This is a genomic window from Desulfosporosinus hippei DSM 8344 (genome assembly GCF_900100785.1).
Taxonomy (GTDB): domain Bacteria; phylum Bacillota; class Desulfitobacteriia; order Desulfitobacteriales; family Desulfitobacteriaceae; genus Desulfosporosinus; species Desulfosporosinus hippei.
Genome location: NZ_FNCP01000012.1, coordinates 104,578 through 130,207 on the forward strand (window position 1 = coordinate 104,578; position 25,630 = coordinate 130,207).

General features: G+C 45.1%; 22 protein-coding genes. 3 read left to right on the forward strand and 19 right to left on the reverse strand.

Features of this window, described 5'->3' with window-relative positions; translation table 11 throughout:
- Positions 1-21: 21 nt before the first annotated feature.
- From BLS16_RS11950 to BLS16_RS11965, 4 genes are all read right to left on the reverse strand, one after another.
- Positions 22-1,263 carry a molybdopterin molybdotransferase MoeA gene (locus BLS16_RS11950; protein ID WP_092333498.1) on the reverse strand — a complete coding sequence of 414 codons (1,242 nt, stop codon included), beginning with the start codon at positions 1,261-1,263 and terminating at the stop codon, positions 22-24.
- 110 nt (positions 1,264-1,373) lie between these two features.
- Entirely contained in the window at positions 1,374-2,072 is a 699-nt protein-coding gene (locus BLS16_RS11955; protein WP_092333500.1) for a HesA/MoeB/ThiF family protein, read from the reverse strand.
- Positions 2,073-2,074: 2 nt separating this feature from the next.
- Positions 2,075-2,299, reverse strand: a complete 225-nt coding sequence (locus BLS16_RS11960) for a MoaD/ThiS family protein (RefSeq protein ID WP_092333502.1) — start codon at positions 2,297-2,299, stop codon at positions 2,075-2,077.
- 202 nt (positions 2,300-2,501) lie between these two features.
- On the reverse strand, positions 2,502-4,295 hold the full coding sequence (locus BLS16_RS11965) for an aldehyde ferredoxin oxidoreductase family protein (protein ID WP_092333504.1): 1,794 nt from the start codon (positions 4,293-4,295) through the stop codon (positions 2,502-2,504).
- A 426-nt stretch (positions 4,296-4,721) separates the two neighbouring features.
- Here BLS16_RS11965 and BLS16_RS11970 point away from each other — a divergent pair, with 426 nt between their 5' ends.
- On the forward strand, positions 4,722-6,608 hold the full coding sequence (locus BLS16_RS11970) for a sigma-54-dependent Fis family transcriptional regulator (protein WP_092333506.1): 1,887 nt from the start codon (positions 4,722-4,724) through the stop codon (positions 6,606-6,608).
- A gap of 109 nt (positions 6,609-6,717) precedes the next feature.
- On the opposite strand, the gene cobC is transcribed toward BLS16_RS11970, so the two are convergent.
- The 12 genes from cobC to BLS16_RS24000 form a co-directional block, all read right to left on the reverse strand.
- Positions 6,718-7,332 carry an alpha-ribazole phosphatase gene (cobC, locus tag BLS16_RS11975; RefSeq protein WP_092333508.1) on the reverse strand — a complete coding sequence of 205 codons (615 nt, stop codon included), beginning with the start codon at positions 7,330-7,332 and terminating at the stop codon, positions 6,718-6,720.
- Between the two features lie 27 nt (positions 7,333-7,359).
- Positions 7,360-8,457, reverse strand: coding sequence for an XdhC family protein (locus BLS16_RS11980; protein ID WP_092333510.1), 1,098 nt, complete (start codon positions 8,455-8,457; stop codon positions 7,360-7,362).
- A complete protein-coding gene (locus BLS16_RS11985; protein WP_092333512.1) occupies positions 8,457-9,578 on the reverse strand; it encodes a DVU_1551 family NTP transferase in 1,122 nt (373 codons plus the stop codon). The genes BLS16_RS11980 and BLS16_RS11985 overlap by 1 nt, the downstream gene beginning before the upstream one ends.
- Entirely contained in the window at positions 9,579-10,922 is a 1,344-nt protein-coding gene (locus tag BLS16_RS11990) for a DVU_1553 family AMP-dependent CoA ligase (protein WP_092333514.1), read from the reverse strand.
- Between the two features lie 2 nt (positions 10,923-10,924).
- Positions 10,925-12,280 carry a radical SAM (seleno)protein TrsS gene (gene trsS / locus BLS16_RS11995; RefSeq protein WP_092333516.1) on the reverse strand — a complete coding sequence of 452 codons (1,356 nt, stop codon included), beginning with the start codon at positions 12,278-12,280 and terminating at the stop codon, positions 10,925-10,927.
- Between the two features lie 3 nt (positions 12,281-12,283).
- The gene (gene trsM / locus BLS16_RS12000) at positions 12,284-13,069 is read right to left on the reverse strand and encodes a DVU_1556 family methyltransferase (protein ID WP_176786141.1); all 786 of its coding nucleotides are present in this window, start codon (positions 13,067-13,069) and stop codon (positions 12,284-12,286) included.
- 3 nt (positions 13,070-13,072) lie between these two features.
- Complete coding sequence (locus BLS16_RS12005; protein ID WP_092333518.1) at positions 13,073-13,519, reverse strand: DVU_1555 family C-GCAxxG-C-C protein; 447 nt, start codon at positions 13,517-13,519, stop codon at positions 13,073-13,075.
- Between the two features lie 12 nt (positions 13,520-13,531).
- Positions 13,532-13,744: a DVU_1557 family redox protein gene (locus BLS16_RS12010; RefSeq protein WP_092333520.1), complete on the reverse strand. Its 213-nt coding sequence runs from the start codon at positions 13,742-13,744 to the stop codon at positions 13,532-13,534.
- The gene (locus tag BLS16_RS12015; protein ID WP_092333563.1) at positions 13,741-16,038 is read right to left on the reverse strand and encodes a pyridine nucleotide-disulfide oxidoreductase/dicluster-binding protein; all 2,298 of its coding nucleotides are present in this window, start codon (positions 16,036-16,038) and stop codon (positions 13,741-13,743) included. The genes BLS16_RS12010 and BLS16_RS12015 overlap by 4 nt, the downstream gene beginning before the upstream one ends.
- A 358-nt stretch (positions 16,039-16,396) precedes the next feature.
- Positions 16,397-16,519 carry a hypothetical protein gene (locus BLS16_RS24590; protein WP_282433737.1) on the reverse strand — a complete coding sequence of 41 codons (123 nt, stop codon included), beginning with the start codon at positions 16,517-16,519 and terminating at the stop codon, positions 16,397-16,399.
- 346 nt (positions 16,520-16,865) lie between these two features.
- Complete coding sequence (locus tag BLS16_RS12025; protein ID WP_092333522.1) at positions 16,866-19,592, reverse strand: molybdopterin-dependent aldehyde oxidoreductase; 2,727 nt, start codon at positions 19,590-19,592, stop codon at positions 16,866-16,868.
- Between the two features lie 221 nt (positions 19,593-19,813).
- Positions 19,814-20,047 carry a hypothetical protein gene (locus BLS16_RS24000; RefSeq protein WP_207649748.1) on the reverse strand — a complete coding sequence of 78 codons (234 nt, stop codon included), beginning with the start codon at positions 20,045-20,047 and terminating at the stop codon, positions 19,814-19,816.
- Between the two features lie 29 nt (positions 20,048-20,076).
- Here BLS16_RS24000 and BLS16_RS12030 point away from each other — a divergent pair, with 29 nt between their 5' ends.
- The gene (locus tag BLS16_RS12030) at positions 20,077-21,099 is read left to right on the forward strand and encodes a molybdopterin-binding protein (protein ID WP_092333524.1); all 1,023 of its coding nucleotides are present in this window, start codon (positions 20,077-20,079) and stop codon (positions 21,097-21,099) included.
- 341 nt (positions 21,100-21,440) lie between these two features.
- On the forward strand, positions 21,441-23,309 hold the full coding sequence (locus BLS16_RS12035; RefSeq protein ID WP_092333526.1) for a sigma-54-dependent Fis family transcriptional regulator: 1,869 nt from the start codon (positions 21,441-21,443) through the stop codon (positions 23,307-23,309).
- Between the two features lie 268 nt (positions 23,310-23,577).
- Here BLS16_RS12035 and BLS16_RS12040 read toward each other — a convergent pair whose 3' ends face one another.
- The 3 genes from BLS16_RS12040 to BLS16_RS12050 form a co-directional block, all read right to left on the reverse strand.
- Positions 23,578-24,159, reverse strand: coding sequence for a TerD family protein (locus BLS16_RS12040; RefSeq protein ID WP_143015525.1), 582 nt, complete (start codon positions 24,157-24,159; stop codon positions 23,578-23,580).
- 160 nt (positions 24,160-24,319) lie between these two features.
- A complete protein-coding gene (locus BLS16_RS12045) occupies positions 24,320-24,898 on the reverse strand; it encodes a TerD family protein (RefSeq protein WP_092333530.1) in 579 nt (192 codons plus the stop codon).
- 23 nt (positions 24,899-24,921) lie between these two features.
- Positions 24,922-25,542, reverse strand: a complete 621-nt coding sequence (locus BLS16_RS12050) for a TerD family protein (protein ID WP_092333532.1) — start codon at positions 25,540-25,542, stop codon at positions 24,922-24,924.
- Positions 25,543-25,630 lie beyond the last annotated feature (88 nt).

Below are 25,630 nucleotides of genomic sequence, written 5' to 3' on the forward strand. Positions count from 1 at the left end.
TCCCCTTATAGCAGATATTTTTTAACGCAAAAGCCGGAAAGAGACCTCTTTCCCTGCTTCGATACCTTCTGTGTCTAATCCTATATGTACTATGGCATCAGCTAATACCATCGTGCGTATTAACCCCGATTTTCCGCGAACCGGCTCAACTTGCCAACCTTCGGTATGGGGTACCAGCTTAACTCTTACATACTCTTCACGTCCGCTTCCCGAATATAGGTTTTGGGATAAAACTCCTTGAGGCAGAGGATCGACTTGTGGATTTATGGCTGATCCGTCTATCCAAGGACGAACCAGTGCATCAAAAACCACCATTGCTGAGGCGGGGTGCCCGGGAAGTCCGAAGATTAATTTCCCATCTACTACACCACCAATTGTTGGCTTGCCCGGCCTTAAGGCCAAGCCATGGAAAAGCAGCCCCGGCTCTCCTAATTCGCTGATAAGTTGAGCTGATAAATCTCGCAGTCCAACGGAACTCCCGCCTGAGAGCAAAACAATATCATTTTCCTTCAACATCTGGGCCAGTACTAAACGTAGCTCTTCAAGATTATCTTTGACAATGCCATAATGGCGAGCATCCGCACCACTTGCTAAGGCCTGCCCAAGCAAGGTGTAGCCGTTAATATCTCTTGACTGACCGGGAAGAGGTTTTTGTTCCGGAGGAATAATTTCATCCCCAGTGGAAAGGATTCCAACCTGAAACCGGGGCCAGACAGGAACATCGTTCATCCCCAGAGATGCTAAAAGCCCCATCTCCTGAGCTCGTATTTTTGTGAACCTTGATAATAATACTTCCCCTTCAGTAAAATCTTCCCCAATCTCAATAAGATTCTCCCCCGGGGCAACGGCTTTTGTCACACCATAAAGTGTTTCTCCAAAATGTTCAAGGCGTTCAACCATAACCACAGAATCTGCTCCCTCAGGCAGCATTCCCCCTGTGGGTATTAGTATTCCTTCTCCTTTTGCTAAAGATTTCGTAGGAGCCTCACCCATTCTTATCTCACCAAGACACTCCAGCAAAGCCGGCATACTTTCGCTGGCTCCAAAAGTATCTGCCGCCCGTACAGCCATCCCGTCCATCGTAGATTTACGGAAATTAGGCACAGCGCATGTCGCCGGAATATCCTTGGTAAGAATACGCCCCAAAGATTCCTCTAAGGGTATCTGCTCCACCCGCTCATAAAAGGAAAGAACATATGGCTTTAAAGAGTCGATCGCTTCAGATAATGTATGAACTTTAAATAATTCACTACTACTTCCCATGCTCTAATTACACCTTTCAGCGACTTATTTTCGTATTCTGGTTTTTCTGGTTTTTGTGATTATCTTTAATGTTTTGGCGATTAATCTCCAATAACATTATTCTCAACCATTTATATAGACTCAAAACTAGGCAATTCAAAACGCTCAAATTCCATAGTTAATAAATCCACTTGCAGCCAGGCCCGGCGCAAGGCAGGTATACGACCAATCAATAGTTTTACCCCTTCTGCAACACTCAGGCTTGCTAAGACGGCAGGAGTAAAAGCCGGATTCCCCCATTTACTCTCTACTCCCCGATCCCCATGACCGTATAAACGCAAAACGCTAAAATCACCGGGTAAACTCACTCCAATTTGACCATACCATCCGGCAATACTGGCAAAAACCAAAGGTAGCTTAAGCTGGTGACAAACTCGTTCTAATACAACTCTTGTAGCTAAAGAGTCAAGAGCATCAAAGACCAAGTCGACTTCGGAAAAGAAATCTGTTCCTCTCTCCTCTGCAAACCACTCTTTAATAATCTCAACTTTAACCTCAGAATTTACCCTCTGCAATCTATCCCGGGCAGCCTCTACCTTCCACTGCCCAATAGATGCTTCCGTTGCCATAATCTGCCGATTAAGATTACTGACTTCCAGACGGTCTCCATCTATCAGCACTAATCGCCTGACCCCGATTCGGGCAAGTTCCTCAGCTATATAACCGCCAAGCCCTCCACACCCTACTATTGCCACAGAGGAAGCTAGCAGCTTGTTCTGATCCTGATCCGTTAAAGTTTCTTGATTACGTACATAACGACCTTCCAGCATGTTTAGCCCCCTCCGACAGGTGGAAAAAGGGCAATAGTATCTCCATCCTTTAGAAGGTGCTGGGCATTTACATCTCGTCCATTAACGAGACAAATAGCTACTTCCTCAGGTTTAATGTTTAACGGTTCGAGAATATTTAAAACTTTGCTTTCTTCCTGAAGTTCACGCTCTTCAACCTTAAAACGGCCATCTCGAAATGTGGCAAATAGTTTAACCGTTACACGCACTCCAACTACCCCCTCCGTTTTAATAGTAATGGTTTAATTATTAGGCATTCCTAGACTATTATACCATGGTACTAGAAGGGGAGACCCTTAATAGAGTCCCCCCCTTTAACATTTTCTTTCTTAATTAAGCATTTTATCAAGTACCCTTTAAAATCCAATCTGAATTTTAAAGAGTAAGTACTAACTGTCCAACTGCATTAGATTACATTCCTAGTTTTGTCAGGCACTCAGGGGTAGGCACACCTGCTTCGTCCCAGCCACGCTCAGCGTAGTACTTAGGCAGAAGCTCTGCCAATTTGAGGACTTGGCCTTTGGAAGGACCATCTACAATTGGGTCTTGTATTAAACGTTTCGGGAGGGTGTCCTCAGCAGCAGAGTATCCGACGCGCAAATTATGCAAGCGTTCATTATTCCAGATTCGTTCTCCACAAGCTAAGAGTTCTTCATCTGTATAATTGGCACCTGTCACTGCATTTACAAGGGCAGCATAATCCGAAAGACCTAAGGCAAAGGAGGAGAATAAACATAGTCCCAGGGAGTCGATAACAGCTGTAAGGTCTTGGAATATCTTAACCCAAGTTGCTTTTCCCTCTAATGAAGTACGGTCAAGCTTCTCTGGTAATCCTAAAATTTCCGGAGAAATCATATACCCACGAACATGACAGCCCCCACGATTACTGGTAGCAAATTGAAGTCCCTGACCTTGTACTCCCCTTGGATCATAGGCTGGAATTTCTAACTTTTTGACAGTCATGGACAGTTCAGGAGCACCATAGCTTTCAGCTAAACGATAAGAACCTAAAGCCATTTTAGCCCCTAAGCCTTCAGCATAGCCAATTTTGCGAACCCACTCAACCATTCCCGCAGCATTGCCGAACTCAAGGGGTGTACCATCAAGTTCTTCAGGCTTAATATAGCCTCTCTGCACTAATTCCATACCGGCAGCAATTGTAGCTCCAACGGAAATTGTGTCTAAACCTAATTTGTTACACAAATCATTGGCTTTATGAATTGCATCAAAGTCGTGAATACCTGAGTTCGAACCGAATACCCACACTGTTTCGTACTCCGGACCGGCACCTTCGCCGCCCTCCCATTTGCTATAACGTCCACAGGCAATGGGACAGCGATAGCAAGGGTCTTTTTTAATCAAATGATTTGCAGTCATGGTTTCACCACTGATTAAATCCGCCTCAGAATCATAGGATTCCTGGAAGTTCTTAACCGGATAAATACCACTTTCATTGATAATATTAACAAGAACTGCCGTTCCATAAGTGGGAAGTCCTTGACCTGTTACACCATTTTCTCTAAGTTTGCCCAAGGCTGAGCTTAAGACAGTTTTCATTACATCCGGATTGGCATTTTCTACTTTACCCGTTCCACGAACCAAAATTGCCTTAACATTTTTGGAACCCATAACAGCACCAACGCCACTGCGTCCTGCAGCTCTGTAAAGATCGTTCATGACAGCAGATATTAATGAAAGGTTCTCACCGGCAGGACCTATGGATAAGACTTTAACCTTGTCATCTCCAAATTCCTTTTTTAAGGTATCAGTTGTGGCATAGACATCTTTGCCCCAAACGTGAGCCGCATCCTTAATCTCTACTACATCATCATGAATGCTTAGATAAACGGGCCGGTCAGCCTTGCCTTCTAAGATGACCATATCATAACCGGCAAATTTCATATGAGCGCCCCATTGTCCTCCTGAGTTTGAAGAGGCCACTACACCATTTAAGGGAGACTTTGTCACTACTACATAACGACCTGAAGTTGGAGCATTGGTTCCTGTAAGAGCACCGGCAGCAATAAATATCTTGTTCTCAGGAGAAAGGGCATCAACGTCTGAAGCTACCTCATCTGTAAACATTTTCCCGGCAAGACCACGTCCACTTAAATACTTCTTTGCAAGTTCCATGTTTAAAGGTTCAGTACTGATTTTTCCTTCCGTGAGATTAACACGTAATATTTTTCCGATATACCCACCCATGAATCTTCCTCCTCGTAAATTTTATTCTTCTTCTTTACATCCCCAGATGGTTGAATCTTATAAACTACCCGTCCACTATGGGATCTTAATCATAATTATATAGCAATTAATGTGCCATATGTTAAAAACTTTTAAATAAAAACAAATATTCTAATACATCGAATTGTTCCAATTAAAAACTAACTATATTAAACTAAATCAAACTAAACCAAACAACATTTAATTGATATAAAATTACACAAATTTTATTTAAAACTTCAGTTATTACTATTTGCTCCGCATCCGTGCATTTTGTGTGCAAGTTATGTTCCATTATTGAACACTTGTCGAAAGTTGTTTTCTCTAATCTTGTTGTTTGATTAAAACAGATATGTTATTCTGTCAATTGTAAGGACAATATTCCGAGAGAGGGAGGCAAAAAGAGTCATGGATAATCAGTGGAAGCGTTTTATTAAAGGCGAAAGTGTTGAGTCGGAAGTAACTCCTACCATTTATCGATCTTGGCAGAGAAGCTTAGATTATCATGTAGATCACACGCTAGTTTCTAACCAGGACATTCTGACAACATCCCGCCTCAGCGAGCGCCGTGACTCTCAAGAATCCTTGATCCGAGCTAGTGAGCCTGTTTTGCCTTATATATTTAATTTATTGGGAAGCACAAATTATACGGTTTTGTTGGGTGATAATGATGGTTACATTATTGAAGCCGTTGGAGACACGCACTTTATGAGCAAGGCTCAAAAAGTTAATTTAAGTCCCGGAGCCAGCTGGCGTGAAGAAATTCGAGGGACTAATGCCATTGGAACTGCCTTACGAGACAATTCTCCCATATCGGTTTTTGGGTGGGAGCACTTCGTTCACGATAATCATTTTTTGGCCTGTTGGGCTGCCCCAATCCAAAACAGTCAAGGTATCCCCCTTGGAGTTATAGATATAAGCGGCGAAGCTAATCCGGATCGCCAAAAGATATTGAACATCGCTATGATGGGCGCAAGTATGATCGAGAAAAACTTACGACTTTTTGAGTTGGAAAACCAATTGAAGTTTTACCAAGAAGGTTCGAAGTTAGCTTCTTCATTGTTACAACAAGGATTTCTGGCCATTGACCACAATGGCATCATAACTAACATCAATGCTTACGGGGCAGGATTGCTTGGCCGCAGACAAGAAGAAATCATAGGACAACACGCAGGAGATGTTTTTAGCACTCCAAAAGGATGGATGTTAAATGGACACTCATTGAATCTCCATTTAAAAGATCGTTCAGGTAAAGAAATTACCTCTCACCTAAATCAAGTTGTCAATAACTCCGGAAAAACATTGGGTGCCGTAGGAACTCTAAACATCTCTAAAGCAACTTCTCTATCTAATACAATGTGGATTGGGAATAGCGTTCTATCGCAACGAATGCTGGCACGAGTTTCTAAAATTGCTTCCACCCGCTCTTCTGTGCTTATTAATGGAGAGAGTGGAACAGGTAAGGAAATAATTTCCCGTACAATCCATCAACTCAGCTCTCGAAGCGAAGGACCCTTTGTCGCCTTGAATTGCGCCTCACTTCCTGCCACACTTATAGAAAGTGAATTGTTTGGTTATGTTGATGGTGCTTTCACGGGAGCACGCCGTGGTGGAAAGCCCGGCAAATTTGAATTAGCTAATAACGGGACAATATTCCTTGATGAAATTGGAGATATGCCCTTGAATGTTCAAGTAGCACTTCTTCGAGTGCTTCAAGAAAAGGAAGTTTCTCGGATTGGGGATACAAAAGCTTTAAAAATAGATGTTCGTGTCATTGCTGCTACTCATAAGGATCTCTCCGCCCTAGTAACTGAGGAAAAATTCCGCTTAGATTTATACTATCGCCTTAAAGTCATTACTTTAGAATTACCTCCCCTCCGGGAACGTACAGAGGATATTCCTGACTTAGTTCGTTATTTTATTGACAAAACATGTAATTCCCTGGAACTTCCGCTGCTGGGAATCCAAGAAGAAGTCTTTTCATATCTATCCTCCCATTCCTGGCCTGGTAATGTCCGAGAATTAGAGAATTGTATTGAAAGCATGGTTGCTTTAGCAGAAGGTCCCGTTCTAACCGTTGAAGATTTACCGGATGAAATTCGGCAGTCCGGGAAAAACAAATCAGTAACCAAAGCCGAAGCCGAACCCGAACCCCTGCTTAATCAACAAACTAAACAGGCTATTCTTTACGCCCTTAACCAAACTAACGGGAAGATAGCTCCAGCCGCTAAGCTCCTTGGCATCGGGAGAAATACTCTCTATCGGAAGATGAAAGATCTGGGTGTTAATATTTAGCACGGCATGTAAAGGGGGTAGATCCTTTAACACAATAATTGTGTTAAAGGATCTACCCCTTTACCCGTGTGTGAGAGGCGGTCCAGCTTTCGTGCCCCTTTAATAATCTTTAGAGAGATTCAGGTGACAGCATATAGTTTAAATAGTTCAAGCGATATTCTGAACCCTCTTTGCTGATTAGATTAACACATCCGTAACTTTGCTCAAAACGAAAGAGGTTTTCTAAGGGCATACCCAGTACATGGCACAATATTACTCTATTTACACCTGCATGCCCAACAATTGCGATGGTCGTTTCGTTGGATTTTGGCAGGTTTTTCAGGACAGGAATCACTCTTTGGTAACAATCAGAGAAACTTTCCCCCCGTGGCGGCGAGTAATTGGTGATATCTTCTCCACGTTCTCGAAATTCCTTAGGATACTTAGTTCTGATCTCCGAGAAGAGCTGCCCCTCCCAATCCCCCATCCTTATTTCCCGTAATTCCCGGCGAACTATGGGTTTTATTTGATGAACCAACCCAATTATATCGGCAGTTTGTTGTGCTCTCGCTAAATCGCTGCAGTATATGCTATCGAAGGGTACCCGACTTAACTTCTCCTGTAATATGCTTGCTTGCTGCAGGCCAAGGACACTTAGGGGCAAGTCCGTTTGACTAATATAGCGTTTCTCTTTACTAAGGCCGATATCCCCGTGCCTAAGTAAATAAATAAATTTTTTACTCATGATTCTTTATGCTCATTTCAATTCACCTTACCTTTGATCCAACTCCCTTTGAACTTTTATGAGCTCGCCGAGAATGCTTACGGCAATTTCTTCAGGGGTTTCCGCCCCGATTTTAAGGCCGATGGGGGAATACAGCTTTTGCAGCTCTTCTCTGGAAATTCCCTCCTCCTCGAGTTCGGCAAGCAAGGCTTTCACCCTTTTACGACTGCCAATCATGCCGATATAAGAAGCTGGCTGATTGACGACTTTACGAAGACAGAGCTTGTCATAGCGATGTCCGCGGGTAATAATCACCACAAAAGTTTGGGGATTGATGGTTATCTTATCTATAGCAAGTTCAAACTCATCGCACAGAATCCTATCAGCCGTTGGAAATCGGTAAGCATTGGCAAAGGATAAGCGATCGTCTACCACTGTAACCTCATACCCTACCATCTTAGCCATGGCCGCCAGGGGGAGGGCAATATGTCCCGCACCTAGAATTAACAGCTGCACCACCGTCTGGGGCGACTCCACCAAAAAACGATAGGCTGGTTTCTTAACTGAAGTATCGCAGGGCTCAAGTTCCAAGTCCAAACTCACCAAAACCGGCTGACAGCGTTTAGCCCCGATTTTGGCATTTTCCAAAGCAATTCGAGTTAACTCTTCTGAGCCTAGATCCCCTTTGATCTCTCCATTGTCTAGGATGACTATTTTTTTTCCTACTAATTTCTGATTATGGGCCTCTATAACAGTGACAAGAACAGGTTTAGCCTTTTCTAAGTCAGTCAAATACTCCTGCATGATTTCCAGGTGTTCCTCCGGACTATAGGGACCGAGATAATCAATGAATAATCCCATAATCCCTCCACAAACCATACCCTCATCTGAGGCCAGGTCTGCAGTCATATTAAGGTAGTGTATCTTCGAGGTATGAGCAGCGATAACATTAAGAGCTTCTGTTCTTCCCTCTGCTTCCCCACATCCGCCGCCAATGGTTCCTAGGGTTGTTCCATCAGCAAAAACCAACATTTTTGCTCCTGGCTTACGGGGAGTTGAGCCTAATACGTTGGTTACTGTAATCAGTGCTGCTTCCATTGTTTCTGCGATGGCCTTTTTAAGGCCAAGAATTATTTCCTTATCCATTAGCCCTTTCCTCCTAGCTCAACTTTCCATATGTCCGGCAATGGCATCTTAACGATCTCTTCAATTTTGCCCTGGATTTTTTCTGCGTTGCTAAGTCTGAGGATAATCTTACTGGACACCTCAACATTGTTCTTGTACTTTTCCAAGAGTCCGGAGAATCTAGCCTGGAGTGAAATAATTTGATCCTCTTGGACAAGTTTATCTGCCAAATAGACGATTTCCGTTTCAGTTAAAGATTGGTCAGTTGATCCCAAATATATATCCATGTGTTCGGCGACAATTTGAGCCACTTGCGGATATTTGCAAAGCATTTTGGCACCCACACAGGCATGGTCGGCTTCCCCTTTGGCTAAGTCATGCAGCAGAGCGGCTGCCTTGATAAGTTCCAAGTTCAACGGGCATCCACACCTAACTAAATAACTTCCCAGGACACTACTTACCTGTGCTACCTGCTGGCAATGATTTACCACCTGTGGAGAAGTGTTAGAACTTTTCAGGATAGCGTAACACTCTTTTTCCGAAGGTATCTGGGAATGCCCGCAATAGTTCAGCATTTCTAGATAGTCTTCCGGCGTGTCCATATCCAGCAGAATTCCGGGGTCTTCCACCTCGACCTCCAAAGCGTCCTGTTCATATTGTTCTAAGAAAGCCTTCATTCCCCCCGGTTTATCCCAAGACATTACTTCTTTCCCATAGCGGCAGGAAATTAGAGGAGGGTGCCCCCTAGTGCCTTGATAAGTTGGGTAGATAATACCGAATCTTGTGGTCAAGAAGGTACTCTGCAGCTTCTTGATACTGTCCGGCCTGATGATTGGATTATCGACGGGTAGCAGAAAAAATCCTTGCACCTCCGGTGACAAGCTTTTAACTCCGGCCGTCACTGAAGAGAACATACCCTCGGAAAAATTCGGGTTGACAATTGTCTGAACTTCCAGTTTCTCTAAAATAGGATACATTTCGTTGGCTCGATGCCCCACTACCACGCGAATATCCCTTATCCCGCCCTTTAAGAAGCTTTCCACAGCTTTTTCTAAGACTGTGCCCTCGCCTAAAGATAAAAGGGGTTTGAAGTGTTTCATGCGAAAAGAGTAGCCGGCGGCAACTATGATTGCTGTTAACAACTAGTCACTCCCTCTCTTGTCCAGAATTTGTCGTTTAGCTGTGCTTTTTCGAACAATTAGTTCTGTGCTGGAGATGAGCAAAAGCATTACCTTCAGTTGACCCAGCTGTCTGGCATTCCTGATGGCAGAGATTTTGTCTAAGGTGTCACTAAGATCATTCTGGGTTGCCAAGGAAAAGGAACCCTTCAACTGAACTCTGAGCTGTAAATAGCTTTCCTTTCCCACTCCCCCCTTTGTAAGAGTTACTTCAAAATCCATAACCTTAGGCAAAGCAAACAAGACCTCGTCAAAGTCCGCCATAGTAAGGCACTCCGTCTCGGTCAGGTAAACCCGCTCTCTGGACTTCAGCAGTTCCAGTCTCTTTAATACCGTCCCGCAAACGCAAGGTTCTGGGATAAATCTGGACAAATCACCTGTTCGATAGCGGATCAAAGGCATCCCCCTCCGAGTCAAAGTGGTTAAGACGATCTCTCCTCGCTGTCCCTCCTCGACAGGCAGCCCGGAGCGGGGATCGATGATTTCGAGATAGAGATCCGCTTCCCTGAGATGGTAACCGCAGAAGCCTTCACATTCTAGGCCTCCTCCCAGTCCCATCTCAGTCATTCCGTAGTGATTAAATACTTTGCAACCCCATGTCTTTTCCAGTTCTTGCGCTATAGCTAGGGGTACGTAATCCGTACTTAACAAAACCCTACTCAAGCTCAAAGGGACTGGGCGTCCTTGGGAATCTTTAAAACGGGCCAAGCTCAGGACTTGAGTAGGAATTCCTACTAAAGCATTGATCTTATTCTCTTGAATCTGCTCTAAAGTTGACTCCAGATTGCTGACCAGACCATGAACAATCCCTGTTATACCCGCTCTATCTAAACCTAAGCGCAGCAAATCTCCGACGCTGCCCGGGGTACCTCCAGGCAGCATTATCAAGACTCTGTCCCCGGGCTTTACCAGGGTTAACATACCATGATGAAAGAAATCGATGGTTAATTCCTGATCTGCCTCAGTAAAAAACAAGCGTTTGGGTTTGCCGGTTGTGCCCGAACTCTGTAAAGTCACGATTCTGTTGATCTCATTTTGAGAGACACAGAGGAAATCCAGAGGATTCTGTCTTAAATCTTCAGGGGTGGTAAAGGGCAACTGTAATAAGTCCTTAAGTGTGCCCATCTCACAAGCCAGGCCGGAATATAACTGTTTATAAAACTTGCTGTTACTGACAGCCCAAAGAAGAGTCTCCTGCAGCTTCTGCAACTGATAGTTCTCAATTTGGGTTCTGGTTAAGTTTTTCGCAGAATCTCCGTTGATTTTGCCGCTGATCCAAGGCTCCAGAGAGGTGGTTGCCATAGCCAAACCTATCTCTCCCTCCGGTAAATTGAGTGCCCGAATTTATCTGTAAGGTTGTAAGCGCAAAAAGGAATTAACTTGCCCTCAGGGCTGACCACATGGATACAACAATTTTTTAGGCGTTCAATATCCAGATTCCAGACATCCTGAAAGGCCATACCACTGATGGAAAAGGCATAGATTTTCAGTTGTTGAATTAGATTGTCCCAGGAGTTGGAGGGCTGGGTGCTTAGGGGCTGAATCTTTAAGGTTTCTGCCCCTGACCATTGCCGAGCTACAAAAGTCCGGGTTTTTCGAGCCAGTTCATCTGCCCGCTCCGGCCCATTACAACAGGAATTGTTGACAATGGGTTTTAGAGATCCATCCCTCTGTCTGATAAAATTACCGCTAAAAGAGCAGCGACCATTATGGGGTTTCAGATTGCCGACCTTGATTAGTCCATCCGTCTGTTCCTCGATAGCTTGAATGACTTCGGGGAGGGTGATCCTGTCTGAGTCCAGGGGTTCCTTGAGAATCCTTCCGAAATAACTGACCGGTTGAAAGTGCACCCCTCTGACAGCGGGATGTTTCTCTAAGGCAAACTTGAGGATTCCTCCGATATTGTGAGTATTAATCCCTGGGATCAAGGTGGGTACTAAGACCACCCCCATCTCCTGTTGAGCGCAGTTCTCGATGGCTTTGGCTTTGAGCCCTAAAAGCTTGCGGCCTCTGATTGTCTGATAAATGGAATCTTCCGTACCGTCAAATTGCAAGAACACGGAGCTAAGGCCAGCCTTCTTCAATCGGCTTACCAGGACAGGATCTTCAGCCAGACGCAAGCCATTGGTGTTTAGCTGAATAAAGTTAAAGCCTAATCCTCTTCCCAGTTCCACAATTTCCGGCAGGTCATCTCTAAGGGTTGGTTCGCCGCCGGACAACTGGATATTAACCGGACCGCTGGCAGCAAGAACCTTCTTATACCACCCCTCTATGACCGCTAAGGATGGTTCATCCAACTCCGTACCCGCATTGGCAAAACAAACCCGGCAGTTTAAGTTGCAGCGCTGAGTAATCTCCAGCAAAGCTGTGCAGGTTGTCTTATAGTGCTCCCGGCATAAACCGCAATCAAAGGGGCAACCTCTCTCTACCTGGGTAAAGCACTCTATAGGAGGAGTCGGAATGGTTGGCCTGAGCCAGGACTCCCATTGAGGACTCCCTCTCCAAAGCAGAGTTTGATAGTCTCCATGTTCAGGGCAATGCTTGACCATATAAACGGCATCCTCCTGAACTACCCGTTGAGCCGGAATTCTCTGCAAACATTCCGGACATAAACTCTCAGTGAAGCTTTCGGTTGTGGATATCAAACATTCGTCTCTTGTTTCCATCTGCTATCCCTTTCTAACTGAAGTAGCATCCTTTTGGGCAATCAGTTGGAAATATCCCATCTTGGCTTGCTTAAGAGCCCCTTGAACAAGGATCGGATCTACTGAACCTGAACCCGAATCCGGGTTAGAACATGAGCAGACTGATGTCTTAAGCCAAAAATTGTTCATGGAGCCATGAGTCATGATTAAATCGACGGTTAGCTGGGTCAACAAGTTGGTATGATCCTTCCAATTAACAAGGTGAAAACCCTGTTGGGTGAGTTTATTAATTAAGGACTCTTTTGGCAGGGCCCGGCGAATACAGGAGTCTAGCCTAAGCTCTTGCAGAGCTTGAAGCCCTTCGGGATTTCGGGCATAAACGTCATTGATAACTAACCACCCGCCCGGATTAAGAACTCTGAAAATTTCCTTAAGAACTTGATCCAGGTCTTCCATAACAGACAAAGCACACTCGGCAAATACTCCATCCATTTCCTGAGCAGGAAAAGGCAAGTCTTCCCCCAGTCCTTGAATCAGGTTCAAATTGGGATTCTGCTTGAGGCCACTTTCCAGAAGCAGTGCTGAGGGATCCAGTCCTAGAGCCTGAAGTCCATACAGGGAAACCAAACGATCAACTGTTGCGCCGCTGCCGCAGCCCACATCTAAAACCCGCGCCCCCGGTGGGAAATCGCAGCTTCGAACTCCCAGATCCGTTAAATAAAAACCACCCGGTCTCAGGGTATCCCCTGTACTCTGGCGCAAGAGGTCACTCTCATATAGTTTAAAAATTCCTTGGTCATTATTATTCACTGTTTATTCCTCATCCGACATTTCTGGCTCTTCTGCATAGGCTGCCAAAATCTCATTAACCTTACTGAAGGTGGTTGAAACTATATTGCCGCATTGCACAGGGTACTCATTACCCTCGCCCAGAGAGTGATCTAAGATCCCGTCACAATCGATACTGCCATGAACCTCTTCAAACCACTCCAGCAAATCATTGATCATCCGGTTAAATTTAGGGTGTCCGAATTCCTGGGGTGTTCCCTTCCCCGTCTTTAAGCCAAGCACACACACTCCACCGGTAAGTGCTCCGCAGGTTTTTCCTGATCTGCCTATCCCTCCGCACAACCCCTGCATGGCTCTAATTAAGTCTGGGTTTTCCTGACCTTGTTCATCTAATCCTAAGATAACCATGATTTGGCTGCAGCAGAATCCCTGGGTGGCTAATTGAAACATACGAAAAGCGTCGACGGTCATCCTGCTCCCCCCTTATTTATCTTCAAGGCTTTGTTCTACTTCAAACATTTTCCCTAAAGCCAGATCTTCAGTAATTAACACCAGACCACAACTGAGGCATTTTAACTCTTCTACGACAAAATCGTTACCCAAATAGGAGGCCTTGACCGCCCCTCTCTGGAGTTCTCCACCACATTTTCCACACTTCCAAGGGGTTTTAGAAGTTTGTTTTTGATTGTTATTCATGATCCTTCCTCCACAATTTCCATGCGGTGGCTATACACATTGAGTACCACAAAGCCTTGCTCCTGTTCTTGATATTCAACCCAATAGGTCACTTTAACAGGCCGGAAACAGGCTAAGCTGTGACCATTGTCAGGGTTAACAAACTTTCTTCCCGTCCCTTCGGCCAGTTCTATGACCCGTTGAATATCTTCAATTAATATCCGTCGTTCTTCCATAATCCCCAGGACTCTTTCATCTAACTGGAGTTTAATCTGCAAATAGGCCACATCCTTTTTCGGCAGAACTTCTTTCCACAGTGAGTCTAACAAGGTTCTTTTGAGTTTTGCTCGATTTTCGTGGCGATATGATAAACCAACCCTGGGTCTAAGTGCCGCCTCTTCAAAGTTAGTAGCGAACATCAAATCTAAGAGATGAACCGTTCGTTTGCCCTGGGAGGCGAAATTATCCCGGCACATAGCGCAGTAGGCCACATAGTCCGTAGAGCTTTCCTGGATTCGATCTTCAACAATTTTCTTCCCTAAGTTCGGATTAGCAAAGGATGTCAGTCCTCCGAAGCCACAACACTTGGTTCGTTCTTTGCTGTAGGGTAATTCTTCAATCTCACACCCCAGCTCCTGTAAGATTTGGCGTACGGCAGCTTGGAGGTTTGGCTCATTTCTCGTAGTACAAGGGTCTTGAACAGCCAGTTTAACCCCGGTGGGGCAGACTCCCTGCTCAGGCAAACCCAAGTCCGCCATCAGCTCCCATAAGGATACCACCTCCGGAAACCTTTCCCGGAATATGCTGTGACAGGTAGAGCAGGCGACAATGATTTGCGGTTTGCCTAATGACTCCCATTCATGCACTAAATCCTTTAAACTGTTTTGAAACAATTCTTGATCTCCCGCCCAATCTGCCGGAGCGTTGCAGCAACGCAGCAGAAGAGCGACTCCTCCGGAAAGCTTGTCAGTTAAATAGGCATAAACCTGTTTAACTCGTTCCGGCGAAGAACCACTTAATTGACAGCCGGGAAAAAAGACATACTTACTGGAAGTGTGGCCGGGTTGATGTCTGGTTAGAGTGAATTCCGCGCTGTTGTTGAAAGCCATATCCCTCAGAGCGAAATCATGAGCCGAGGAAGGCATTTTCCCTTTGCTCACCATGCTTTCCCGGGTTGCTTTACAGGTTACCCCCAGATCCAGCCCCTGAGGACATATTTCTGCGCACTGGCCACAGAGACTGCAGGAATTGATCATTTTGTTCCCATGGCGCATTCCCATGACGATGGTATCATTATTATAGATTTGCCTCAAATACTTTTTGGGGTAACTTCCATATTCTTGCATATATTTGCAAGCTTTGACACATTCCAGACATTGACAGTCCAGACACCTGCCTGCTTCTTGAAGCGCTTCCTCCTGGGTATACCCTTGGAAGCTGTCACTCATTGGCACCTGGGACAAAGGAGTTATTCCTTGAGTATTAACGTACAATTGGGTCTCATAAGCCCCTTCTCCTTCTCGAGAAGCAGTCAAGGAGACGCCCTGCAAATAGCGATCCATGGAAACGGCAGCCTTCCGGCCGTCTGCAACTGAATTAATGAGAGAATTATTACCTGCATAAGACCCGCCAAATATTCCGGGCAGGAGAGTTGCACAGGTGAAGGGGTTGATCTGCAACTGCTCACCTAAGAGCTCTGTCATCTCCGGCGAATTTTCGGCAAGCCCCAGATACAAGACATTAAATTCTCCTTGAAGTTTAGTTAAATCCTGAGATGTTATGGCTGTGTTTAGATGTATCTGAACGTTGAGCCTGCTCAATACGGCTAATTCCTCGACGATGACCTCGGGAGGTAATTGATCCTTCGGGAAACTCCGGAGATATCCGCCCAAGCGGTCAGTTTTCTCAAACAGGCTAACTTTATATCCTTTTTTAGCTAAGTCATAGGCTGCCGTCAGGCCTCTCAGGCCTGAACCAACGATAGCAACGATCTGGCTTTTAGGGGGAACTATTCCCATCTTGATTTTTGCGGAGTGATTTTGCACGCAATACCGTTCTAGGTCTGAGATTGCAACAGCCTCTCCTACGTCTTGGCGTAAGCAGACAGCTTCACAGGGATGATCACAAATTCGGCCGATGATTCCGGGAAAGGGCTGTTTCTTTTGGAGGGTTGCTAAGGCACTTTTCCAGTCTTGCTTTTGAATATCCAACATTAATTTCCGAACGTCTACATGAATAGGGCAGCCTGCCGTGCAGGCCGGAGGGTTTTCCTGAGTACACTTGGCTTCTTGCTTTTTAAGTTCGTCTTGATCCATCAGCAACACCAACTCACTTCATAATGATATTCAAGGGGGGTAGGACTGAAATTAATATGTTATAGGCACAAAGCTTTGGCCAGAAATGCATTAGATGAAGAAAACGGGTCGCTCGGGTCGGGCTGCTTCGCCCACATCCGCACACCCAGCACTCCGAGGCTCGCCCACTCGCCGGCGCGGGGCTACGCCAAACCTCCGGGTAATACCTGAGGTGAACCCGTGGCTCCGCTTCCCGCGCCAGCTTTGTGGACCTTACCGCCTCTCCATGCAATGGGTTCACTTCTGTGGATCGAAGCCACCCTGTCTTTTAGGTCTACTATTCTTAAGCGTGTTTTGGGGTATTTTTCAGAGTAGGCCTTTATGCAGCTTCTGCGGCACCATCAGATGATGCTTTGAGGGCATTACCGCCTCTCAGCGTGATTCGTTCACTTCTGCTGGGACAAGCTTCCTTCCTAACACGCCAAAGATCCTGCCTAGCCATACCTGAGCCCCAAAATTCTGCTTACACTCCTAGTAAACTGGCTGAAGGAGCGCTTTTCAGCTAAGCGGATGCGTCAGTGAAGCCGAGCTATGGCGAGGGCCGACGGTTCGCGTCACCGTAGCGCGCCGCAGGTTCACATGCAGAAATACCAGGAGGTTCGGACGCGCTCGCGAACCGTCCAGCGAGCCAGCGGCGGAACTCGCAGACGCGTGCTGACCGACGAAGACACTGTCTTCGCACGGGTTAACACAGCTAAAAAGCGCTCCGCCCCAGAGCCAGACAGAAGAACCGACCCGCTGTCTACCCCTGAGACTCTTTCAGAATAGTTCACGAGCCTGCGGATTAATTATTTCTTAGCATTGAGCGCCGCCAGAACTTTTTCCGGACGGGCAGGCAAGTGGGTCATCCGGACTCCACAAGCATTGTAAATGGCGTTGATGATTGAAGCATGAGGAGAGGTCAGGGGCAATTCTCCTGAGCCTGCAGCCCCAAATGGACCATGAGGCCTATGGGTCTCTACATAATGAAGTTCAATATTATCCGGGACATCTTTGATGAAGGGTAATCCACAGCTGATCAAATCAATGTGTTTCTTGATGTCTTCGAAATCTTCACTAAGAGCTAAGCCTAAACCTTGAACTAAGCCGCCATACAGTTGTCCATCTACGACTAATTTGTTGGCGATCTTCCCTACATCTGCTACCATTGTCATTTTTACAACTTCAGTCTTCCCGGTGGTAATGTTGACTTCAACTTGGGATAAGAAAGCTCCGTACATATAGACGGCAAAGGGATTTCCTTGTCCGGTCTCTACACTGCACTCCGAAGCAGGAGCAGTCCAAGCACCACTAAAATAAACCGGCAACTTTTCGACAATCATCTCGTCATAGGTACGGAAAGTTCCGTCCTCTTTGGTAATCCCTTTGATGAGTTCTTCACAAGCAACTCGAGTAGCATTACCGACTAAAACTTGGGAACGGCTTCCACCCGCCGGTCCGCTGTTAGGGGTCTTTTCCATGTCATTCATAACCAACTTGATATCCTCTGGTTTGATTCCCAAAGGACGCAGGGCTTCATGAGCCGTTGCTAAAGTTCCCATATCCGCACCCTGCCCATGGTCTTCCCAAGAAGTATATATTGTTACGCCTTTTGAAGTTAACTCTGCATTGACCACAGAGCTGTCTGCTCCGTCCAGGCCTGATCCATAGACACCAATGGATATTCCAATTCCGCGTTTCTTGTCAGGTGAGGATGCCGGCTGTTTAGCCCATTCCTGTGCCGTTTCGTAACAAGGTTTAAGTTTATCCAGGATATCCACCAGGCAGTAAACATCAGGTTCACATCCCGTTGGGGTGGTGTCTCCCGGTCTGTAGACGTTTTTGTAACGTAATTCAAAGGGATCCATCCCTAGCTTTTCTGCTAGTTCGTCCATTAATACCTCTGAGGAGAAGGTGCTTTGTGGAGATCCATACCCTCGGAAAGCTGAACCCCAGGCATGGTTCGTACACACGGTTCGACCATTGCCGCGAATATTGGGGATATTGTAACCACAGCCTATGAACTGAGTACCACGCATAGTCAGCAAGTCACCGAACTCAGAATAGGGACCATGGTCGACGGTCCAGTCTGATTCCATGGCTACTAATTTCCCTTCTTTAGTCGCCCCATATTTGAGATTAATGAAGAAAGGCGAACGCTTTCCTGTATAAGTGGTTTGCTGATAGTAGTCAAACTCCAGGTAGACTGGTTTACCTGTGGCCACAGCGGCAACCCCTAATAAAGCTTCAATCGTTGGACTAAATTTATAGCCAAAAGTTCCGCCGGCGGGATTCTGCACCAGAATCAGTTTATCGGACTCAATTCCGATCCCTGCACAGATCATTGCTTGATGGAGATGAATTCCGATACTCTTGGAATGAATAATCAGCTTACCCTCTTCATTAAAGAAAGCAAAACCCACATCAGGTTCAATGGGCAAATGGGGTTGTCGTCCGATATAAAAGTCGTCCTCTACAACTACATCAGCGGCTTCCATTAAAGGAGCGGTTTCATCTCCTTTTACTACCTTGGTTTCGAAATAAACGTTGGGTGTGCCGGGGTGTATTTCAATGGCATCATCCGCCATGGCAGCAGGAGCACTCATATATTCAGGGAGCAACTCAAGTTCCACTTTTACTTTATCAGCCGCTGCCTGAGCGTGTGCTGCCGTATCAGCTGCAACAATGGCTATGGCATCACCAAATTGGAACACTTTTTTCTCACAGAGAATGGGGCGATCCCATCCATCTCCCTTATTGGTCGGGAAAGTGATTAAACCGGTAATTTGGTTCTTGCCGACAACATCTTTATGGGTAATAACTCGATAAACTCCCGGCATTTTCTCAGCTTCAGAGGTATCAATGGAGAGAATATTAGCATGAGAAACTTTGGCCTGTACCAATTTGAGCTGCAGAGTTTCACAAGGCATTTTGATTCCTACATCAGCGCCAAAGTCCCAAGTACCGGTAACTTTAGCCAAGGCCGATGGACGAATGTATTCCGTGCCCCAAATTCGGCCGTCTTCAGGCAATTTACACCATAACTCTTCTACAGTAACCTCACCGCGTATTAAACGAGCAGCTTCCATAACTGAGTCAACTAAGGGTTTGTATCCTGTGCAACGGCATGCATTTCTGTGCTTTTGGAACCAATCTCGGACATCATCCCTGGTGGGATTATTATTTTCCTCTAAGAGTTGTTTGGCAGAAACAATAAAGCCCGGACTACAAAAACCACATTGAGCAGCGCCATGAATCATCCAGGCCAGCTGCAAGGGGTGTAAGTGCTCCTTAGTGCCCACGCCTTCAATAGTGGTGATAACAGCTTCATCAGCAATTCGCTTCATTTTAGTAACGCAGGAACGAATGACTTTCCCATCAACAATAACAGAGCAAGCACCGCATTGAGCCTTGCCACATCCTATTTTAGTTCCGGTCATGTGCAGTTGTCCCCGCAAGACATTGGCTAGAGTTACTTCACCATCAACAATTAATGTTTGAGGGTTACCGTTGATAATGACATGTTTCTTAATCATTCTTTTCTCTCCTTTTTCCTTGATTAATCCTGTACAATCTGCTTTGGTTCTCCCAGTTTGTGCTATAGCTTGATGACTTCATTTTTCGAACTTATATCTGGTATGTTCTGGACAGCAGTAGAGCAAATTTCCCCACTCACTTGTTAAACAACTGACAAATGTTCCTCCCATTCTTTTTTTGCAGGCTATAATTTGCTTGCCTAAGTTTGGTTAACTTTGATTTAATTTGCTCTACTTTGCTTTACTTGAAGATTGTTGCAATAATCATGCCAATGATTCAGACTATTTAAACTTCGTCTCTCTTCCCTATTCTCTAATCCTCTCACCAAAACACTTCCCTCTTGACCATCCGAAAAGAATGCTGTACCATGCAATTGGGCAGCTTGATTTCCCCTCAATCTGCCTTGAACTCTGACATTTTTCTTCCCTGCTTCTGGTGAGGTGTAATCGAACACCCTTACACGATGTATTGGAGGATATCTTCATGGAAAAAATCAAGGTGAAGGATTCTGTTGGCACTATTCTTATTCACGATATGACTCAGATTATCCCTGGGGTCAGTAAAGGGCCGCGATTTCGAAAGGGACATATGGTTCGTGACGAAGATATTTCGGTCCTGCTTAGTATGGGTAAGGAGCATATTTATGTTTGGGATCAGACACCGGGCTTAATCCACGAAAATGAAGCTGCGGAGCGCCTTGCCCAAGCCGTTGCCGGTTCTGGCCTAGTTCTCGACGAACCTAAGGAAGGAAAAGTAAACTTAACTGCTGCCCATGACGGACTCCTTTATTCTTCTGTAGACGGCATTCTGGCCTTGAATACATTAGAACAGGTTATTCTATCTACCCTTCACAATCACTATCCGGTCAAAAAAGGGGAAATAGTCGGCGGAACCCGAGTTGTGCCCTTGATGATTGATGAATCCGTGATCAAAGAAGCTGAAGGGATTGCTCAAACCTTTACAGAACCGATTCTGGAGGTACGACCTCTCAAACACACAAAAGTGGGCATAGTAACCACAGGGAGTGAAGTCTACCACGGACGAATCCAAGATAAATTTGGCCCTGTTCTGCGTGCTAAGGTTGAAAACTGGGGATCTGAGGTTATTGCCCATACCTTGGCTAATGATGATGTTTCCTTGATCCAGAGCTCTATTAGAGAGCAGCTAAATCAAGGTGCAGAAATGGTCTTAGTGAGCGGCGGCATGTCTGTTGATCCGGACGATGTTACGCCCACAGCCATCAAAGAAATGGGCGCAGAGCTGATTACCTATGGTGCCCCCGTGTTGCCGGGAGCCATGTTTTTGCTGGCTTATATTGGAAAAATCCCTATCATGGGATTACCTGGGTGCGTGATGTATTCTAAGACGACGGCCTTTGACTTAATTGCTCCACGCTTGATGACAGGAGAGCGTTTGACACGCCTGGATATCGTCAAGCTAGGAAGTGGAGGCCTTTGTCTCAACTGCCCCGTCTGCATCTATCCCCGCTGTTCCTTTGGTAAGTAAGGATAATTTGACTGTCTGGAGCCGATGTTAGCTTTGGTTCAAGTAAAAGAAACCAAACCACAGGTGTTTTAAGAATCCACCTGTGGTTTATTTATTTATTTTTAATATCATGCTAAAAAAACTTAAGTGAGTATTAGCAACCCAGAAAATAGCTCAATTAGGTAAGACAGTTTACCATTTATTGACTTCAATGCTCCATATTTGATCGATTTGCATCCAATTTTTGTTCCAAAATAGAACAGTTTGTCTCAAGCTTTGGTGTTGTCTGATTGAAATAGATATGATATTCTGACAATTGTAAGGAACAAACTCCATGACTAGAGAGGATGGGGAAGGGATCTATGGATAACCACTGGAAACGTTTCATTAATGGGGAAAGCGTTGAATCCGAAGTCACTCCTTCCATCTATCGTTCGTGGCAAAGAAGCTTAGAGTATCGTGTAGACCACACCCTAATTTCTAATCAGGATATTCTATCTTTGCCGCGGCTCAGTGAACGCCGCGAAGCTAAAGAGGCCCTAATCCGAGCCGGGGAGACGGTTCTACCCTACATTTTTGACCTGCTGGGAAGCACCAATTACACTATTTTGTTAGGTGACAATGATGGATATATAATTGAAGCCATCGGCGACGCGCCTTTTATGACTAAAGCACAAAGGGTCAATCTGAGTCCGGGTGCTAGTTGGAGTGAAGAAATTCGCGGAACTAACGCCATCGGAACAGCTCTCCGCGACAATGCCCCTACCTCGGTGTCTGGCTGGGAGCATTTTGTGCGTGATAATCACTTTTTAGCCTGTTGGGCTGCTCCGATACAAAATGCCCAGGGGAAACCTATCGGTGTCTTAGATATCAGCGGAGAAGCCAATCATGATCAGGAAAAGATTTTAAATATTGCTATGATGGGTGCAAGTATGATCAAAAAAAACTTGCAGCTTTTTGAACTGGAAAATCAATTAAAGTTTTATCAAGAAGGTGCCAAGCTGGCATCCTCCCTATTGCACCAGGGGTTTCTGGCTATTGATAATAACGGTATCATCACGAACATCAACAGTTTTGGTGCTGCGCTGCTGGGGCGCAGACAAGCAGACATCATTGGCCGGCCGGCCGCTGATATCTTCAGTTCCCCAAAAGGCTGGATGTTAAGTGGACATTCTCTGGATCTGCATTTAAAGGATCGAACAGGAAAAGAAATATCCTCACACTTAAAGCGTGTGGTCAACGATGCCGGCGAACCATTAGGGGCAGTCGGAACTCTACAAAGCAATCATCGAGCCCCAGCAAATACCTTATGGGTCGGACGTAGTCGAGCGTCGCAACGAATTCTGGAACAAGCTTCGAGAGTAGCCGCAACCCATTCTTCCGTTCTCATCCATGGTGAAAGTGGGACAGGAAAAGAAATAATCGCTAAATCAATTCATCAACTCAGTCCACGTCGAGAAGGCCCTTTTGTTGCTTTAAACTGTGCTTCACTGTCTCCCACACTGATTGAAAGTGAACTATTTGGCTATGTTGAGGGTGCCTTCACGGGAGCCCGCCGTGGGGGAAAACCCGGAAAGTTCGAATTAGCAGACAAAGGAACTATTTTCCTTGATGAAATTGGCGATATGCCTTTGAACGTTCAGGTGGCGCTCCTTAGAGTACTTCAAGAAAAGGAAGTTTCCCGAATTGGAGATATTAAAGCCAAAAAGATTAATGTTCGGGTGATTACCGCAACGCATAAAAACCTCAACGCTCTCGTTGAAAAGGAACTCTTTCGCTTAGATCTATATTATCGTCTGAAAGTTGTCACTTTAGAACTCCCCCCCTTACGCGAACGTAGTGAAGACATAAGAGAATTAGTCCCCCACTTTATTCTCAAAGCCTGCGAATCATTTAATGGCCAACCCTTGGGGATTGATGAAGACGTCTATTCTTATTTATTGGCTCACTCCTGGCCCGGAAATGTCCGTGAACTGGAAAACTGTATTGAAAGCATGGTTGCTTTGGCAGACAGCTCGATTCTAACCGTGGAAAACTTGCCTGACGAACTTATTCAGAAAGATTCAAAATCCGAGTGTACAACCGAAACTTTACTATATCAACAAACTAAGCAAACAATCCTCTACGCCTTAACCCAAACCAGAGGGAAAATTGCCCCCGCCGCTAAAATATTGGGGATTGGACGAAATACACTCTACCGCAAGATAAAAGAGCTGGATATTCAGGTTTAAAGCTAACTTTTTTCCAGTTAGAGTAAATCACCTTTTTGTTGGGCCATCATAGGTTTTATTTTTATTGGCTGTTTAACGACTAAATAAAACATCAAATGGGGAAAGGCTTACATTGCCGCTTTTTTACGCATTAGAAAAGTTGGCTGGGCCCGAAGACACTGTCTTCGCACGTATTAGCCTTTCTATCAGTATGCAACGAAAAAGTTATACTCTCTAAATTAATATAAAAAAAGCGCCCCAAATATTGGGACGCCTCATCGACGATTATCTAATTTACATCTAACCCATAGTTTGTGCAAAGAGCAGCCAATCCTCCCGAGAAGCCACTGCCAATAGCATTGAATTTCCATTCTCCTTGGTACCGATATAGTTCGCAAACAACAATTGCTGTTTCGACAGAAAAATCTTCTCCTAAATCATAGCGCATGACTTCTTGACCATTGGCTTCATTGACAACCCGTACAAAGGAATTCGATACTTGGCCAAAGTTCTGGGATCTTTGAACCGCGTCATGAATTGTCACGGTAAAGGCAATCTTTTCGACATGGGCAGGCACAAGAGCTAAATCAACCTTGACTTGTTCATCATCCCCGTCACCAGCTCCGGTGAGGTTATCACCGGTATGTTTTACTGAACCATTACCTCCAACCAGGTTATTATAATATATAAAGTCCTCAATTCCTCCGGCTCGACCATTTTTGTCAAGCAAGAATACGGAGGCATCCAGGTCAAAATCCGACCCACCGGAATACTTATTGGTATCCCAGCCCAATCCAACAATGATCTTAGTTAGCCCAGGGTTTCCCTTGGTTAAGTCAATCTTTTGTCCTTTTTGCAGACTGATCCCCACAATGAAACACCGCCTTATTCTTATTAAGCTTCTCTACTGATAGCTATAGTGATAGGTACACCCACTTGCAGGTAGGTGTACCTATTTAATTATTTAATGAAATTACAAGTTAAGTAACCCATCCCACTGAACTCCGGCTTCTGCCTTCTGACCACTGGAATTAGACGTCTAAACCAAAATCCTTGCACAGTCCGGCTAATCCATTTTGATAACCACTGCCGATAGCATTAAACTTCCATTCTGCATTGTTGCGATAAAGCTGGCCAACTACAATGGCTGTTTCAATGGAAAAATCTTCGCCCAGGTCGTAGCGAATTATCTCTTCCCCTGAGGCTTCGTTAAGTACACGCACATAAGCGTTGGAAACTTGGCCAAAGTTCTGATTCCGTTCTTGAGCCTCGTGAATTGTGATCGTGAAAGTGATCTTGTCTACATTGCTTGAAACAATAGCCAAATCAATCTTGATTTGCTCATCATCACCATCGCCGGCACCGGAACGATTGTCACCGGTATGGGTGACTGAACCATCGGGACTCTTTGGATTATTAAAGAAGACAAAGTTCTTTTCGTCCGTAACTTTTCCGTCAGCATTAAGCATGAAAACTGAAGAATCCAAATCAAAATCTTTTCCGCCATCATACTTGTTAACATCCCAGCCCAGACCAATAATAATTTTTGTAAGCCCGGGATTTGTTTTGGTAAGATCCACCTTTTGACCTTTTTGTAAACTAATTGCCATAGCATTATCCCCCTTTAAAAATTTTACTGATAGCGACGGATGAGTTCACTTAAGGATGCATCATTGGTACCTTCGCCGATTGCCGCGAATTTCCATTCGTTGTTGTGGCGATATACTTCTGCGACCACTAAGCTTGTTTTACCGGCATAGCTTTCGGTTAAGTTATAACGACAAAACTCTTGTCCGTTAACAGGATTAACAACCCTAATAAATGCATTGGCAATTAAGCCAAAGTCTTGTTTGCGTTTTATGGAATCATAAATATTGACGACGAAAACTATTTTATCAACGGAACCTGGCACACTGCTTAACTCCACATGTATTTGTTCATCGTCTCCATCGCCGGCTCCCGTTAGGTTGTCTCCACTATGTTTTACACTCTTGTCTCCACTTTGCAGGTTACCAAAGTAGACCAGCCGATCTTTCGAAGTCAGCTTCCCTTGACCGTCGAGAAGAATTGCAGATGCATCGCAGTCAATTGCTGACCCTCCACCGCCTCCGCCTCCAAAAAGGCCGCCGAGAATTCCACCGCCGGATTTTGGTTTGGATACTTCATCCCATCCTAACCCAACCATGATTTTAGTTAAGCCGGGGTTACCTTTAGTTAAATCAATCTTTTGACCTTTTTGCAAATTAATTCCCACTGTGAATCCCCCTTTTTAGATACCACGCATTTTAATCCTATTTATCACTGTTATCTTTTCGCCGCTTCTCGATTTTTTTCCTTTTTTT